11 protein-coding genes and 1 pseudogene are annotated in these 16,071 nt (G+C 62.1%); 3 read left to right on the top strand and 9 right to left on the bottom strand.

All coding sequences use genetic code 11. The features are described from left to right. Positions 1-2: 2 nt before the first annotated feature. The 5 genes and pseudogenes from KHO31_RS36925 to KHO31_RS36905 form a co-directional block, all read right to left on the bottom strand. Positions 3-917, bottom strand: coding sequence for an ABC transporter permease subunit (locus KHO31_RS36925; RefSeq protein ID WP_201081621.1), 915 nt, complete (start codon positions 915-917; stop codon positions 3-5). Further along, positions 914-1,888 carry an ABC transporter permease subunit gene (locus KHO31_RS36920; RefSeq protein WP_201081619.1) on the bottom strand — a complete coding sequence of 325 codons (975 nt, stop codon included), beginning with the start codon at positions 1,886-1,888 and terminating at the stop codon, positions 914-916. The genes KHO31_RS36925 and KHO31_RS36920 overlap by 4 nt, the downstream gene beginning before the upstream one ends. Continuing rightward, positions 1,885-2,970 (bottom strand): annotated as a pseudogene (locus KHO31_RS36915) (ABC transporter ATP-binding protein); the annotation flags it as partial. The pseudogene KHO31_RS36915 and the gene KHO31_RS36920, both read right to left, overlap by 4 nt. 274 nt (positions 2,971-3,244) lie before the next feature. Then, positions 3,245-4,366, bottom strand: coding sequence for a polyamine ABC transporter substrate-binding protein (locus KHO31_RS36910; protein WP_201081617.1), 1,122 nt, complete (start codon positions 4,364-4,366; stop codon positions 3,245-3,247). Positions 4,367-4,684: 318 nt separating this feature from the next. Beyond that, a complete protein-coding gene (locus tag KHO31_RS36905) occupies positions 4,685-6,178 on the bottom strand; it encodes an aldehyde dehydrogenase (RefSeq protein WP_211625773.1) in 1,494 nt (497 codons plus the stop codon). Positions 6,179-6,365: 187 nt separating this feature from the next. Between KHO31_RS36905 and KHO31_RS36900 the strand changes: the two genes are divergently transcribed. Next, positions 6,366-7,328 carry a LysR substrate-binding domain-containing protein gene (locus KHO31_RS36900; RefSeq protein ID WP_201081612.1) on the top strand — a complete coding sequence of 321 codons (963 nt, stop codon included), beginning with the start codon at positions 6,366-6,368 and terminating at the stop codon, positions 7,326-7,328. A 60-nt stretch (positions 7,329-7,388) separates the two neighbouring features. Here KHO31_RS36900 and KHO31_RS36895 read toward each other — a convergent pair whose 3' ends face one another. The 3 genes from KHO31_RS36895 to KHO31_RS36885 form a co-directional block, all read right to left on the bottom strand. Continuing rightward, positions 7,389-8,807, bottom strand: coding sequence for an efflux transporter outer membrane subunit (locus tag KHO31_RS36895; RefSeq protein ID WP_211625771.1), 1,419 nt, complete (start codon positions 8,805-8,807; stop codon positions 7,389-7,391). Continuing rightward, entirely contained in the window at positions 8,807-11,944 is a 3,138-nt protein-coding gene (locus KHO31_RS36890) for a multidrug efflux RND transporter permease subunit (RefSeq protein WP_211625769.1), read from the bottom strand. The genes KHO31_RS36895 and KHO31_RS36890 overlap by 1 nt, the downstream gene beginning before the upstream one ends. Positions 11,945-12,061: 117 nt before the next feature. Further along, the gene (locus KHO31_RS36885; protein ID WP_201081606.1) at positions 12,062-13,231 is read right to left on the bottom strand and encodes a MexX/AxyX family multidrug efflux RND transporter periplasmic adaptor subunit; all 1,170 of its coding nucleotides are present in this window, start codon (positions 13,229-13,231) and stop codon (positions 12,062-12,064) included. A 161-nt stretch (positions 13,232-13,392) separates the two neighbouring features. Between KHO31_RS36885 and KHO31_RS36880 the strand changes: the two genes are divergently transcribed. Next, complete coding sequence (locus KHO31_RS36880; RefSeq protein ID WP_201081604.1) at positions 13,393-14,043, top strand: TetR family transcriptional regulator; 651 nt, start codon at positions 13,393-13,395, stop codon at positions 14,041-14,043. 58 nt (positions 14,044-14,101) lie between these two features. On the opposite strand, the gene KHO31_RS36875 is transcribed toward KHO31_RS36880, so the two are convergent. Further along, positions 14,102-15,037: a LysR substrate-binding domain-containing protein gene (locus KHO31_RS36875; protein WP_211621296.1), complete on the bottom strand. Its 936-nt coding sequence runs from the start codon at positions 15,035-15,037 to the stop codon at positions 14,102-14,104. 215 nt (positions 15,038-15,252) lie between these two features. Here KHO31_RS36875 and KHO31_RS36870 point away from each other — a divergent pair. Then, the coding region (locus KHO31_RS36870; RefSeq protein WP_211625767.1) for a hydantoinase/carbamoylase family amidase at positions 15,253-16,071 on the top strand (819 nt) is incomplete at its 3' end.

Here is a 16,071-nt window from a genome sequence, read left to right as displayed (position 1 = left end):
AATCAGATCGTGCTGCGACGTCCGGCCTCACCGCCCCGTTGCGCAGACGCAGACCGACCAACGTGCGGCCTGGCGGGATCGGCGTTCCTTTCGGCCATTTGCACGTCGCGCGTCAGCCGACGTTCGCGCGCCAGCATCACGCGATTGGCGGCGACCACGCCGATCGTCACGACGGTGATGAACATCGTGGCGATCGCATTCATTTCGGGGTTCAGTCCCATTCGCACCCGTGAGAAGACGACGAGGGGCAGCGTGGTCCAGCCCGGCCCGGAGAGGAATGCAGACAGGATCACGTCGTCGATCGAAACGGTGAACGAAAGCAACCAGCCGGATACAAGGGCCTGCACGATCAGCGGCAGCGTGATCGCGAGGAACACCTTCAATGGCGTCGCGCCGAGATCGAGGGCAGCCTCTTCAAGGGAGCGGTCCAGCTCCTTCACGCGCGATTGCACAATGATGGCGACGAAGGACACGCACAACATCACGTGACCAATCCAGATCGTCAACAAGCCGCGGCCGGCGGGCCATCCGAACATCTGCTGCATGGTCACGAAAAGCAGCAGCAACGAGATACCCTGAATGACTTCGGGAATCACGAGCGGCGCATTGATCATGGCGGTGAAGAACGTGAAGCCGCGAAAGCGGCCCATGCGTGCGAGCACGAACCCCGCCCACGTACCGAGCACGACCGATGCACTTGCGGTCATCAAGGCGATCTTCAGCGACAACCAGGCAGCCGTGAGCAACTCGTCGTCGTGCATCAGGACGCCGTACCATTTCAGCGAGAAGCCCGACCAGACTGTGACGAGCTTCGATTCATTAAACGAATAGACGACGAGGCTAATGATCGGGATATAGAGAAACAGGAAACCAATCGTGAGAACACTCGCTGAGAGCATTCGATTTGGCTTGATCATTGCGCCTCCTCCAATTCCTTGACCTGGTAGTACTGGAATACGGCCATGGGCAGAAGGAGCAGCATCACCATCGCCACCGTGACGGCGGAGGCCATCGGCCAGTCCATGTTGTTGAAGAACTCATCCCACATGACGCGCCCAAGCATCAACGTGTCGGCGCCGCCGAGCAGTTCGGGAATCACGTACTCGCCCACCGCGGGAATAAACACGAGCAGGCTTCCCGCGATGATTCCGTTCCTCGAAAGCGGCAGCGTGATACGCGTGAACACCACCCACGGTTTCGCGCCGAGGTCGTACGCGGCTTCGAGCAGGGTGAGATCCATTTTCACGAGATGCGCGTAGAGCGGCATCACCATGAACGGGAGATACGAGTAGACCATGCCGATATACACGCCCGCATTGCTGTGGTACAGGCGCAATGGCGTATGAATCAGGCCGATCACCATGAGCGCGTGATTGAGCAGGCCGTCGTCCTTCAGAATGCCGATCCATGCGTAGACGCGAATCAGGAACGACGTCCAGAACGGCAGCATCACGGCCATCATCAGCAGATTGCGTGTGGCCGGCGCCGAGCGCGCAATGTAGTAGCTAATGGGGTACCCGATCACGAGGCACAGGAGCGTTGATATCGCCGCCATCTTGAGCGAATTGATGTAGGTCGCGACGTACAGATCGTCCTGCAGGAGCAGCGCGTAGTGTCCGAGTTGCATCGCAAGGTGAACGATGTTGTCGTGCACCTCGACGAGATTCGTGTAGGGCGGAATACCCAGCCTAAGATCGGCGAAGCTGATCTTCAGCACTAGCACGAACGGTAATGCGAAGAACACCGTGAGCCACAGGAACGGGATGCCGATGACCGTCTTGCGTCCTGAAGGAAGGAATCGTGCCGCAACGGGTCCTAACACAGCGACGAGGCCAGCGCGGCGCGAGGTTTCGTTCGCGGCAACGGCGCGGGTGGTGGACGTATTCATTGCGTCACCACCACGCCGCTTGCGGGCGACCATGATAAGAACACCTCGTCGTTCCACGCGGGGGCGTCCTCTTTCATCAGGCTGGCGCTATCGAGATTCGACACCACGGTCTTCCCACCCGGAAGGCGCACGTGGTACAGCGAATAGCTGCCCATGTAGGCGATGTCGGTAACCACGCCGCGCGCCCAGTTGTACTGCGCTTCCGGCTTCGCATGCGAGACGCTCACTCGCTCCGGCCGCACGGAAATACCAACGGCCATGCCGATCGGACCGGTAACGCCGTGACTGATGTACAGGCGACTTTCGAGTTCCTCGCTTTCCACCACGATGTAATCGGGCTCGTCCTCGATCACGGTCCCGTCGAACAGATTTGTCGAACCGATGAACCCTGCACAGAAGCGGCTGTTGGGATACTCGTAGACTTCGCTAGGCGAACCAATCTGCACGATGCGGCCTTCGCTCATCACGGCAAGGCGGCTTGCCATGGTCATCGCCTCCTCCTGGTCATGCGTCACCATCACGCAGGTCACGCCGACTCTGTCGATGATGTTGACTAGCTCAAGTTGGGTCTGCCGGCGGATTTTCTTGTCGAGCGCGGACATCGGCTCGTCGAGCAACAGCAGCTTCGGACGCTTCACGAGCGAGCGGGCCAGCGCCACGCGTTGCTGCTGCCCGCCGGAGAGTTGATGGGGTTTGCGCTGCGCGTACCCGCTCATCTGGACGAGTTCGAGCGCGTCGGCAACGCGCTCGCGAATCTCGTTGCGAGGCGTTCCCTCCTGTTTCAGTCCGAATGCCACGTTCGCCTCGACACTCATATGCGGGAACAATGCATACGACTGAAACATCATGTTGACGGGACGGCGGTAGGGCGGCAGCGAGGCAAGATCCTCGCCGTCGACGAAGATACGTCCGGACGTGGCCGACTCGAGACCGGCCAGCATGCGCAGCAACGTGGACTTGCCGCATCCGGAACTGCCGAGCAGCGCGAACAACTCGTTCCTGGCGATGGTCAGGCTGACGTCATCGACGGCGACGCTGTCGCCGAAGTTTTTCACAACGTTCTCGATACGGACGAACGCATCCCGATTGCCACTGACACTGCCACTGCGCGAAGCGCTGCGCATCTCGCGGGCGCCGATTACAGGCTTTTCCATATGCGGAAATATATAGATTATTTAGTTAAACTATCTTTACTGACTGTACGATTGCCATGCTCTTCGAGGTGGTAGCGGACGCTTGACCTACAGCGCCTGCTCACCTCATGAATGGCCTCGTGTCAGCGCAACCAGATTCGGATTTCAGGCAGGCGCCGCCACGCGAGGCGTGCCTGAAACAGATGTCGAGCGTTGCTCCGCTTTAGCCGCCCGACTTGAGTTGCAGCCACAAGCGGTTCAAGAGGCGCGAGATTTCGGGCGTATGCGCCTTCGCCAATGTCATCTTGCGCAACACGTCATCGGGGAGATAGACGTTGGGGTCTTGCGCGATCGCCGGGTTCACGAGCGCACGCGCGGGTTTGTTCGCGGTCGGATAGTAGATTTCGTTCGTGATCGCGGCGTTCACCTTCGGATCCTGGATATAGTTGATCCACTTCATCGCAGCCTCCGGATGCGGCGCGTCCTTAGGCACGACCATGACGTCGAACCACACCGCGCCGCCTTCCTTCGGGTTCGAGAAGCGGATTTCATACGAGCGCTTCGCATCTATGGTGCGCCGGCGCGCCAGGCCCACATCGCCCGACCAGCCGAGCGCGAGGCACACGTCGTTGTTCGCGAGGTCGTCTGCGTAGGCGGTCGAGTTGAATTGCGTGATATACGGACGGATTTTCTTCAGCGCCTCGTAAGCGGCTTGATAGTCGGCTGGATTCTTGCTGTTTTCGTCGAGGCCCAAGTACTGCATCGCGGCGCCAAACGCATCGTCCGGGGCGTCGAGCATCGACACGCCGCATCCCTTCAGTTTCGATACGTTCGCCGGATCGAACAGCAGCGCCCAACTGTCGAGCGGCGCGTTCTCGCCAAGACGCTTTTTGACCGCCTGGACGTTGTAGCCCAGACCATCCGTACCCCAGGCCCATGGCACACCATACTGGTTGCCCGGATCGCCGTCGGCAACTTTGCTCATCAATGCGGGATCAAGATTCACGAGGTTCGGAATCTTCGACTTGTCGAGCTTCTGATACACACCTGCCTGAATCTGCCTCGCCATGAAGTTCGACGTCGGCACGACGATGTCATAGCCCGAACTGCCGGCAAGCAGCTTGGTCTGCAGGGTGTCGTCGCTGTCGTAGCTGTCGTAGTGCACCTTGATGCCGGTCAGCTTCTCGAAGTTCGGCACGGTGTCCTTCGCGATGTACTCCGACCAGTTGTAGATGTTCAGCTCGGTATCCGCGGCATACGCCGACGGGCTCGCGATAGAAGTCAGGCCGGCGGTAACAGCGAGCGCAGCAATAGCAATGGCATGACGACGAAAACGGGTACGCATGACGAAGTCTCCTGATTAGTGTGTTTCAGCGGTGCCCCATCGCGCGGCCGCTGCCGACAGGCAAAGCTGGTATGAAGCATGGCGCACTCTATCGCTCGAAAAACACGATGTCTGTCCCTGGAACACGGGACACCGGCACTCGTGCCCGGCAATGTCTCTCGTGGGTTCTGTGTAGGCGCGGGGAATTTGTCGTGATAGGCCGGGCGCGCCGCCCGTTCTCATGAACGTGCCCGTGCGGGCCGTCCGTGGCCGCACGAATCAGAACGTGCAGGCAGGCGCGAATGCGGCGGTGCCCGCATCCGCGCAGATCATCCGTGACTAGCGCAGCCGGATGAGCGTCGACTTCAGCTCCGTGTATTTCTCCAGCGCGTGCAGCGACTTGTCACGGCCGTTGCCAGACTGCTTGTAACCGCCGAAGGGGAAGTTCATGTCTCCGCCGCCTTCGCCGTAGCAGTTCACCCAGACGGTGCCCGCACGCAGACGCCTTGCGATCTCATGCGCGGTCGTCACGTCGGCAGACCAGACCGCGGCGGCGAGTCCGTATTGGGTATCGTTGGCGATATGCACCGCCTCGTCGACCGTGTCGAACACGATGACCGATAACACTGGTCCGAAGATCTCCTCGCGCGCGATTTTGGCGTCCGGCTTCACTTCGAACACCGTCGGCTCGATATAAAAGCCGCCCGTTTCCTTCTTGACCTGCGCCCCGCCCGCGGCGAGCCTGCCCTCGCTTCGGCCGGCCTCGATGTACGCCAGGACCTGGTCCATCTGGACCCGGTCGACGATCGCGCCCATCGTCACGGCAGGGTCGAGCGGGTGTCCCGGCGCATAAGAACGTGCTGCCGCGAGCAACTTCTCGATGAACACGTCCTTGATGTCGCGATGGACGAGCAGACGTGAACCGGCCGAGCACACCTCACCCATGTTGAAGAAAATCGCGTCGGCAGCCGCTTTGGCCGCGCCATCGAGATCGGGGCAATCAGCCAGCACGATATTGGGCGACTTGCCGCCCAACTCGAGCCAGACGCGCTTCAGGTTGGATTGCGCAGCGCACTGCATGATGAGCTTGCCGGTTCGCGTCGACCCGGTGAACGCGATACAGTCGACATCGCCGTGCGCCGCCAGCAGCCTGCCCGGCTCGGCACCGCCCGGCACGACATTGAATACCCCCGGCGGCAGTCCCGCTTCATGCGCGAGCTGCGCGACGCGGATCGCCGTGAGCGGTGATTTCTCCGACGGCTTGAGCACGACGCTGTTACCCGCGGCGAGCGCGGGGCCGAACTTCCACGCCGCCATCACCAGCGGAAAATTCCACGGTACGACGGCCGCCACGACGCCCATCGGCTCGCGCGTCACCAGACCGACGAGGTGCTGGTCGGCGGGCACCACTTCGCCACCGACCTTGTCGATCGCTTCCGCATACCACGCCACGCAGTGCGCGGCGGCCGGTATGTCGATCATGGTCGTGTCGCCGATCGGCTTGCCCATGTCGAGTGTCTCCAGCAAGGCGAGTTCGTCGAGATGCTCGTGCATCAAGGCCGCCCAGCGCAGCAGCACAGCTTTACGCTCGCGCGGATTCAAGCCGGCCCACGACCCTTCGTCGAACGCGTGGCGAGCGGCGGCGACGGCCGCGTTGACATCGGCCTCGCCGCAGTCCGCCACCCGCGCGAGTTCACGGCCGTCGATCGGGCTCGCGCACACGAAAGTCTTGCCGTCTCGTGAATGACTGAGTGCGCCGTCGATGAATGCGCGCCCCTCGATTTTGAGGGTAGCGGCCTTGTCCTGCCAGTCAGCGAAGGTCTTTTTGTTCATTAGGATACCTCTATAGAATGACGTGAGCCATCCCACGGTGCTACGCATGCGTGTGGCGCGGCGGGATGGCCGGTGCGGAATCCGTGACAGCGTACTCAGATAAAATTCAGATCAGAAGACGATAAATTATTGACGGAGACAACCTTGCGTTGTCACGTGCGAGGAGTTGGAATATGGCGGACGAGACATGAAAGACCATCACCTGAAAGCCTGGCTTGCCCTAGTGGAAACGGGCAGTATCCGCGGCGCGGCGCGCCATCTGCATCTGAGCCAGGCCGCGGTCACTAAGGCCGTGCGGGAACTCGAACAGGATCTCGATGCATCGCTGATCATGCGCAGTTCGCGCGGCGTGACGCTGACTGAGTGCGGCCATCAACTCACGGTGCGTGCGCGCCTCGCCCACGCTCAACTAGCGCTGGCACGTCAGGACATCCAGCAGATTTTGGGCGGCAAGCGCAGCCGCGTATCGGCAGCGGTCACGCCAATGGTGTTCCTGGGGGTACTGCCCGGCGTCATCGAACGCTTCGGTAAAAGCATGCCCCTCGCGGAGCTCACCTTCGAGGAAGGCCTGATGCCCCACGTACTCCACGCACTGCGCGATGGGACAATCGATTTCGCGGTTGCCGCACCCGCAGAAGAGGAGGTCAGCGGTGAGTTCGATTTCGAACCGCTACAGACACTCGAAACGATCGTGGCATGCCGGCGGGGCCATCCACTGGAAAAGGCCACCGAATGGCGGCAGTTGCTCGACTGCAAATGGGTCATGAATCTTTCGCCTGGCAGTCAGCACAGCAACCTGCTCGACTATCTGCGCCGAACGCGGCAGTCGCTCCCTACGCACATCATCCGCACAAATACGTTCGGCGTGAGTTGGAGTCTGATGACGCGCACTGACGCGCTGCTCGTGTGTCCGGCCGGGATGCTCGACGCGGCGCCGTATGGGCAACAGGCGAGCCGCGTGCCGCTACTGATGGCGTTGCCGCCGCTTAAGCTCGGCATTCTGAAGCTACGCGATGCGCCGCTTTCACTGGCGGCGGAAAAGCTCGCCGAACTGTTCAGGCAGGAAATCTCGTCGAACAAGCACGGGGTCGCCCCAACTTACGGGAAACGCACAAAGGCGACACCGCGACCACAAGCGTCGTCTATCTGAGATCGTCGGCACTGACACGCATAGACGTCATCCACCCCGCGTCCCTGAACCCGCTGCCGCTCAGGCGTCGGCAGCAGGCCCATTCGACCAGCCGCCGCCCAGCGCCCGGTACAGCGCGATCGCATTCGTCAAACGCAACTGCTTCAGCCGGATCAACTCCTGCCCCGATTCGAACAGGCTGCGCTGTGCGTCGAGCAGTTCGAGATAGGTCGCGACGCCTCTGCTGTAACGGCGTTCCGCGAGACGCATGCGTTCGCTATCCGCCGCATACACGGCCTGCTGGGCGTCGAGTTGGACATCGATCTGATCACGCGCCGCCAACGCATCGGACACCTCACGGAATGCAGTCTGAATGGACTTCTCGTAGTCGGCGACCGCGATGTTCTTACGCACGGTCGCCAGATCGAGATTCGCGCGATTACGTCCGCCGCTGAAGATCGGCAACGTCAGCTGCGGCGCAAACGACCACACGCCGCTGCCCCCCGCGAAGAGGCGCGAGAAGCTGTCGCTGACCGAGCCGACTTCGGTGGTGAGGCGCAGGCTCGGAAAGAACGCCGCGCGCGCCGCGCCGATGTTCGCGTTGGTGGCTTTCAGATGCGCTTCGGCCTGACGGATATCGGGCCGTCGCGTCAGCAGATCCGACGAGAGACCGGCGGCCACGGGCGTCATCGTCAGATCGTCGAGCACGGGCGTCGTGCGTGGCAAATCCACCGTGAAGTCGCCCAGCAGCAACTGCAATGCGCTTGCAGCCTGGGTGCGTTCGCGCGTCAGCGCGGCCTGTGACGCACGCGCCGATTGGACCAGCATTTCGGCCGTGCGCAATTCGATGGCGGTGCTCATGCCCGCGCCGTAACGGCGCTTCGTGAGTGCATAGATGCCCTCGCGCGCTTCAAGCGTGCGTTGCGCCAGTTGCTCCTGATCGTACAGTGCTCGCTCAGTGACATAGGCCGATGCGACCTCCGCAATCAGGCTGATCTGCGCGGCGCGCTGCGCGTCCTCGCTCGCGAAATATTCCGCCAGCGCAGCGTCCGACAGGCTCTTCACCCGGCCGAAAAGATCCAGCTCGAACGACGTAACGCCGAGCGCCGCCCGATACTGGCTCGCGACCACGTTTTCTCCGAGCATTGGATCGATCGTGCGGCCACGGTTGTAGCTCGCGGTACCGTCGACGGAAGGCAGCCGCTCGGCGAACTGGATGCCGTATAGCGCACGCGCTTCCTGCACGCGCAGCGTCGCCGCCCGCAGATCGCGGTTGTTCGCGAGCGAGACTTCGATCAGACGGCCCAGCACCGGATCGGTGAAATAGCCGCGCCAGTCATCGAGATTCGTTACGCCTGCGTTGCTTTGCGTCGCGGTGTTGCTCGGGTACGCGGCGGGCACGGGCGCCTGCGGCCGCTGATAGACCGGTGCCATCGAGCAGCCCGCGAGCGCCACGGCCAGCGCGGTCAATGCGAGACCCTGCGTCAAAACGCGATTCATCACTTCATCTCCAGCGGGTTCGTTGCGGACAGGCTCCGCCGCCGGCGCTTGCCGACGTTGAACACCCGCCCGACGACCACGAAAAACAGCGGCACCATGAAAATGGCAAGCACGGTCGCGCTGATGACGCCACCGAGCACACCGGTGCCGATCGCCACCTGCGCACCGGAGGCCGCACCCGACGCGAACGCGAGCGGCAGCACACCAACGCCGAACGCTAGCGATGTCATCACGATCGGCCGCAAGCGCAAGCGCGCAGCCACGAGCGTCGCGTCGACGAGTGTCATGCCGGCGCCGTACAGATCCTTCGCCACCTCGACGATCAGGATCGCGTTCTTCGCCGACAGGCCGATCGTCGCAATCAAACCGACCTTGAAATAGATATCGTTCGGCATGCCGCGCAGCGTCACGCCCAGCACGGCGCCGATCACGCCGAGCGGCACGACGAGAATGACCGCGAGCGGAATCGACCAGCTTTCATACAGTGCAGCGAGCGCGAGGAACACGATCAACACCGACAGTGCGAACAGTGCCGGCGCCTGCGAACCCGACAGCCGCTCTTCAAACGATTGCCCCGACCAGTCGAAGCCAATCCCCGCAGGCAGCTTGCTCGCGAGCGCTTCCATCACCTGCATCGCCTCGCCGCTGCTATGCCCTGCCGCGGCCGATCCGTTCAAGGTGAACGACGGATAGCCGTTGTAACGCGTGAGCTGCGGCGGACCTGCGCGCCATTGCAGCGTGACGAACGCCGACAGCGGCACCATCTCGCCCGCCGCATTGCGCACGCGCAGCTTGCGCACGTCGTTGATGTCGACGCGATCCCGGCCGTCCGCCTGCACGATCACGCGCCGCACCTGGCTGCCGTGCATGAAGTCACCGATGTAGTCGGAGCCGAACATGACGGCGAGCGTCGTATTGATCTCGTCCATCGTCACGCCCATTGCCGCAGCCTTGTTGCGGTCGATGTCGAGATGAATCTGCGGCGCGTCATGCTCGCCGGCGAACATCAGGTCGGTGATCGCGGGCTGTTTGGCGCCTTCGGCCAGCAGCCGGTCGCGCGCCGCCACCAGCGCCGCATAGCCAACGCCGCCGCGATCCTGCAGACGGAAGTCGAAGCCGCTCGACGAGCCGAGATCCGGCAGCGCCGGCGAATTCATCGCAAACACCGTGACATTCGGCGTGCCGGCAAAGCGCTCGTTCACGCGTTCCACGATCGCCTGCACATGAGCCTCGACGTCTTTGCGTTCCTTCCAGTTCTTTAGCGTCGCGAAGATCATGCCGCTGCTCGGACCGCTGCCGTACAGACTGAACCCGCCGACTGCATACGAATAGGCGACCGGTTCCTTGTCGAGCAGATAGCGCTCCACTTCCTTGATGCTCTGGATCGTCTCGTTCATCGGCGTGCCCTGCGGGCGCATCACCATGATCATGAAGTTGCCCTGGTCTTCGTCGGGCAAGAATGCCGTCGGCAGGCGCAGGAACAGCACGGCCACCGCCGCGCCGATCGCCGCGTACAGCACGACCCAGCGCACCGGCTTCTTCAGGATCTTCGCGACCGTGGCGTGATAGCGGCTCGTTGCGCGCGCGAACACCCGGTTGAACCAGCCGAAGAAGCCGGTCTTCTCGTGGTGATCGCCGGCAATCGGCTTGAGCAGCGTTGCGCACAGCGCGGGTGTCAGCGACAGCGCGAGAAACGCGGAGAAGCCGATCGACACCGCCAGCGACAACGCAAATTGCCGATAGATGTTACCCACCGCGCCGCTGAAAAACGCCATCGGCACGAACACGGAAATCAGCACCACCGTGATGCCGATGATGGCGCCGCTGATCTGGCGCATTGCCTTTACGGTCGCGTCGTAGGGCGAGAGCCCCTCCTCGGCCATGATCCGCTCGACATTCTCGACTACGACGATCGCATCGTCGACAAGAATGCCGATGGCAAGCACCATGCCGAACATCGTCAGCACGTTGATCGAGAAGCCGAGGCTGAGCATCACGGCGAACGTGCCGAGCAAAGCGATCGGCACGACCAGCGTCGGAATCAGCGTCGCGCGGATGTTCTGCATGAACAGATACATCACGAGGAACACGAGGACGCCCGCCTCGATCAGCGTGCTCACCACCTTCTGGATTGAGATCTGCACGAACGACGCCGTCTCGTACGGAATCTGATAGCTCACGCCAGACGGAAAATACTTCGCCAGCTGATCCATCGTCGCGCGCACGCGCTTGACGGTCGCGACCGCGTTCGAGCCCGGCGCCATCTTGATCGCCATGCCGGTCGCAGTCTTGCCGTTGACGCGCGACGTGAACGAATAGTCGCTGCCGCCGAACTCCACGCGCGCCACGTCGCGCAGATACAGCGACGAGCCGTCGGGACGCGTGCGCAACGCGATGCCGCCGAATTCCTCGGGCGTGCGCAGTTGTCCGTCCGCCAGCACGGTCGCGCTGATCGGCGCCGAGTTTGGGACCGCCTGGTTGCCGATATCGCCGACCGTCACGCGTGCGTTGTGGCTGCGGATCGCCGTCACCAGATCGGTTGCGGTGAGGTTGAGCGACGTCATCCGGGTCGGGTCGGGCCAGATGCGCAGCGCGTACTCCGCGCCCCAGAACTGCACCTTGCCGACACCCTCCACACGCCGCAGCGCCTGCACGACATTCGCCGACGCGAGTTCGCCGAGCTGTACTTCGCTCATCCGGCCGTCGTCAGACGTGAGCGTCACGACGAGCTGAATATTGTCCGCCGCTTTCTCGACGGAAACGCCGTCGCGCCGCACCGGCTCGGGCAAACGCGCCTCGACTGTCTTCAGGCGGTTCTGCACTTCAACGGCGGCCAGGTCCGGGTTGACGCCCTGCTTGAACGTGAGCGTGATCGACGCCGACCCCGCACTGCTGGTCGCCGACGTGTACATCAGGCCAGGTGCGCCGTTCATCTCGCGTTCGATCACCGCGGTCACCGATTCCTCGACGACCTGCGCGGACGCGCCCGGATAGTTCGCCCAGATGTTGATGACGGGCGGCGCAATATCCGGGTACTGCGCAACGGGCAGCGCGCGGATCGCGAAGATGCCCGCGAGCATGATGAGCAACGAGATCACCCACGCGAACACGGGGCGATCGATAAAGAAACGAGCCATTGCGGCCTCTGATCAGTTAGGTTGGACCGCGGCGGCGCGTGCTGACGGCGCCGCGCGGTTCATCGACGCGCTTTGCACGTCTGCTACATGCGTGACCACGTGCGTGATTCACGCTTGCTACGTGCTAGCCGCGGTCTTCGCATCGGTCTGCGGTTCAATCGCGCGTTCGCGCGGTTTGACGACGGCGCCAGGCTCCAGGATCGCAGCGTTTTCGACCACGACGCGCTCCCCGCCTTTGAGGCCGCCCGTCACGAGCCAGTTGCGCCCTTTGAGCTCGTTGACCTGGACGGGCACCACCGCAATCTTGCCCGCCGCATCGACGATCTTGACCGACGCCTCATCGGCGGTACGGCTCACGGCATCGCGCGGCACGGCGATCGCAGCGGTATCGATGGCGCGATCCAGCGTGATCCGCACATACGCACCCGGCAACAGCTCGCGCCGCGGATTGGGAAACAGCGCGCGCATCGCAACGGTATCCGTGCCAGGGTCGACGGCCAGATCGGTAAAGAGCAGCGTTCCCGGCTGGGTATAGTCGCTGCCGTCAGGCAGCGTCAGGCGCACCTTGACGTCCTTCTGCGCGACACCCTTCACGCGGCCCGTATCGATTGCGCGGCGCAGCGCGGCGACATCGGCGGCCGGTTGCGAGAAGTTCACGTAGATCGGATCGATCTGCTCGACCCTCGTCAACGGCGTGGCCGAATCCTGGCCCACCAGTGCGCCTTCGGTCACCAACGCACGCCGGGCGCGGCCGTCGATCGGCGCCGTGACAGTGGCGTAGCTCAACTGGAGCCGGGCACGCTCGAGCTCCGCCCGCGCGGATGCGACTTCGGCCTTCGCCTGACGCTCCTCGGTCAGGGCCTCGGTGTGATCGCGTTCGCTGACGGCGTGGTCCGTTACGAGATCGTCATAGCGCTTGCGCTTGTCGGTCGCGCCGAGCGCATTGGCTTCGGCGCGCGCGAGCGAACCGGCGGCCACGTCGCGCGCGGCCTTTAGCGGCGCAGGATCGATACGGAATAGCGGTGCGTTCTTGCGCACCTCCTGCCCTTCTTCATAGAGGCGCGCCGTCACGATGCCGGCGACACGCGCCCGCACTTCCGCCTGCCGGTATGCTTCGAGGCGGCCCGGCAGTTCGACCGTCAACGGCGCCGCCGACGGGCGGACCGTGACAACCGCGACTTCCTGCGGTTGTGCCGCCGCTTCGCCTGCCTCGGATCGCCCCTTGCCGCATCCGGCGAGCAGCGAAACGAGCGCGAGAGCCAACAGGATGGAGCGCGTGGTCTTCATGTGAATCCTTTCTGTCGTCGCGGATACGCCGGGGGTTGCCATCGCCTCGTCCAGCGGTCCGCTTAAGGCGATCGATTATAATCAGTCATGTCTGATTAAATAAAGTACCGAGATGGCCAACTGTCGCATTCAGACGACAGCTAATTGAAAGGGAGGGATTAATGGCCCGCAAGACGAAAGTGGAATCGCAGAACACGCGCAACGGCATCCTCGATGCTGCCGAGTTGGTGTTTCTGGAAAAAGGTGTCGCGCAAACCGCAATGGCCGACATTGCGGATGCCGCGGGTATTTCGCGCGGCGCAGTCTATGGTCACTACAAGAACAAGATCGACGTGTGCCTCGCCATGTGCGATCGGGCGTTCGCGCGTGCCGCTGAGGGTTTCGAACTGGTCGAGGATGGGCCTGTGCTCGAAACGCTTCGCCAGGCGGCGCTGCACTATCTGCGGCAATGTGTGGAGTCAGGTTCGGTGCAGCGGGTGCTCGAGATCCTGTACATGAAGTGCGAGCAGAGCGAGGAAAATGCGCCGCTGCTGCGCCGACGCACGCTCTATGACAAGCAGACGCTACGTATTACGACCGCGCTGCTGCGGCGCGCGGTGGCCAGCGGTGAACTGCCGGCCACACTCGACCTGCACCTTGCAAGCGTCTATTTCCAGTCGCTGCTGGAAGGCATTTTCGGCTCGATGGTGTGGACCGACCGGTTGCACGGCGCACGCTGGGAAGACGTCGACGCGCTGCTGCTCGCCGGCATCGATACCCTGCACTATTCGACTCGGTTGAGCCGGAAAAGTGTGCCTGACGTCGCATCCTGATTGCCCGTTGTTAGTCTTTGCCCTCAAGCGATGATGCGAAGGTGCCGCAGCGATCGTTCTATTGTGCGAGGGCCGAAGTCTCCAGCGAGTCCGCCCCGAATGCCGCCGAGGCGTCCTTCAAACAATCGATAAAGTGCAGTGCCGCAGGCGTAAGACGTGCATCTCGCCGCGCGATGATCGCGACGGTTAGCTGCGGCAACGGTTCCTGCAGCGTCAGTGCCTTGATGCCGTGCCGCTTGAATTCGATGTCGACAAGCGGCTTGGCGAACACGCTCAGAACATTGGTGTGAGCGACGAGTCCGAGTGCCACCGAGAAAGAAGGACATCGAACGATGCGTTTAGGTCTCGCCATGCCATTCGGCTGAAAAATCGAACGAGTCAGATCATCGCCACCCGCGCCATACAACGGCATGCACCACTGTTCATCGTGGATCTCTCGCAGCGAGCGGGCACGGACCCGCGGGTGCCGGTTCCTGGCACCGACCACGAAGACCGAACGGAAGAGTGGAATGAATGTGAACTCACCGTCGGCTTCTTCTGGTGCTTCCAGCAGATGGGTGACGATGAAATCGAGCGTACCGTCACGCAGCCTGGCAAAGCCGAACGTATGGCTTCCCTCGCTGAAATTGACCGTGGCTTCGGGCAGGTTACGCGTAAAAGCGTCAAAAGCAGCCGGCAGAATCGTGAATGCGACGGTGGGGCTAACGGAGATCGATACTGATCCGGTCGTGCCGTGCTTGATCTGCTCAATCTCGTCGCGCGTGCGGCGCATCTCTTTCACCAGCAACCGGGCGCGGACTTCGAATGCCTTGCCGTACTCCGTGAGTTCAATGCCCTTCACGCTTCGCGTGATCAGTGGAACACCGAAATCGAGTTCGAGTTCGCGTACGACTCTGGTGACTGCCGGCTGCGTCAAACCCAGTGCGCGCGCCGCACCACGAATCGTCGTATGTTGGGTCACCGCGAGAAACGCGTTGAGTTGGTTAAGTTTCATGGCTGCGGGAGATGACAACAAAACGTTATCGAGGTGAAATATTTTTTGTCTTTTGTTAATCAATCCCAGTATATACGCTTACCTCCAGAGCCATTCGCAGCGGCATGGATCCGCACAGTCCATTCAGGTTCTCACGAAACCGCTTCCGCCCGGTTCTCGACCAAAGCTGTCTAGCGGGCGCAATCAACTTTTTCAAACTTAGGGAAGTGACCAGCATGATCAGCGTGAATCAGGACAGGCTCTGGCGTTCGTTGATGGACATGGCGAGGATCGGCGCGACGGCTAAAGGTGGCAACTGCCGCCTGGCGCTGACAGACGAGGAGGTACAGGGCCGGCGCCTATTTATGCAATGGTGTGAAGAAGCCGGATGCGAGCTTCGCATCGATCCAATCGGCAATATTTTCGCGCGCAGGGACGGCACCCAGAAAGACGCCCCGGCCGTGATGTGTGGAAGTCATCTTGACACGCAACCTGCGGGTGGTCGCTTTGACGGGGTATACGGGGTATTGGCGGGCCTCGAAGTGATCCGGACTTTGAACGACCTTGACGTCAGTACCCGGTATCCCATCGAAGTCGTTGCCTGGACCAACGAAGAGGGCTCGCGCTTCACACCGGGCATGATGGGCTCCGCTGTGTACAGCGGGAAACTCGATATTGACGTTGCGCGCGCACGCCCCTGCATGCAAACCGGCGTACGCCTGGGTGACGAGTTGCAACGTACCGGATTCGCCGGCACTGCGACTTATGCGCAGGTGCCGAAAGCCTATTTCGAGGCGCATATTGAGCAAGGACCGATACTGGAAAATGCCAATCTTCCGATTGGCGTGGTAACCGGTGCCCAGGGCATCTACGAGTTGGAAGTGACGATTGTGGGATTCGAGTCCCACGCCGGCACGACGCCTATGAATTTGCGCAAGGATGCATTGGAAGCATTCCAATCCCGCGTCGGGCTCGGCGTTGGCGGAGAAACGGAGATGCGGTATACCGGTGAACGGCAGCGCCGCAATGACCGACACGGCAATGGTGCATGCCTG

It is taken from the genome of Paraburkholderia domus (assembly GCF_905220705.1).
GTDB lineage: Bacteria > Pseudomonadota > Gammaproteobacteria > Burkholderiales > Burkholderiaceae > Paraburkholderia > Paraburkholderia domus.
This window is presented reverse-complemented; position numbering and strand designations above follow the sequence as displayed.

Excerpts from the sequence above, each read along its gene's own strand:
- KHO31_RS36925 (WP_201081621.1), bottom strand. The coding sequence starts at position 917 with ATGATCAAGCCAAATCGAATGCTCTCAGCGAGTGTTCTCACGATTGGT.
- KHO31_RS36920 (WP_201081619.1), bottom strand. The coding sequence starts at position 1,888 with ATGAATACGTCCACCACCCGCGCCGTTGCCGCGAACGAAACCTCGCGC.
- KHO31_RS36910 (WP_201081617.1), bottom strand. The coding sequence starts at position 4,366 with ATGCGTACCCGTTTTCGTCGTCATGCCATTGCTATTGCTGCGCTCGCT.
- KHO31_RS36905 (WP_211625773.1), bottom strand. The coding sequence starts at position 6,178 with ATGAACAAAAAGACCTTCGCTGACTGGCAGGACAAGGCCGCTACCCTC.
- KHO31_RS36900 (WP_201081612.1), top strand. The coding sequence starts at position 6,366 with ATGAAAGACCATCACCTGAAAGCCTGGCTTGCCCTAGTGGAAACGGGC.
- KHO31_RS36895 (WP_211625771.1), bottom strand. The coding sequence starts at position 8,807 with ATGAATCGCGTTTTGACGCAGGGTCTCGCATTGACCGCGCTGGCCGTG.
- KHO31_RS36890 (WP_211625769.1), bottom strand. The coding sequence starts at position 11,944 with ATGGCTCGTTTCTTTATCGATCGCCCCGTGTTCGCGTGGGTGATCTCG.
- KHO31_RS36885 (WP_201081606.1), bottom strand. The coding sequence starts at position 13,231 with ATGAAGACCACGCGCTCCATCCTGTTGGCTCTCGCGCTCGTTTCGCTG.
- KHO31_RS36880 (WP_201081604.1), top strand. The coding sequence starts at position 13,393 with ATGGCCCGCAAGACGAAAGTGGAATCGCAGAACACGCGCAACGGCATC.
- KHO31_RS36875 (WP_211621296.1), bottom strand. The coding sequence starts at position 15,037 with ATGAAACTTAACCAACTCAACGCGTTTCTCGCGGTGACCCAACATACG.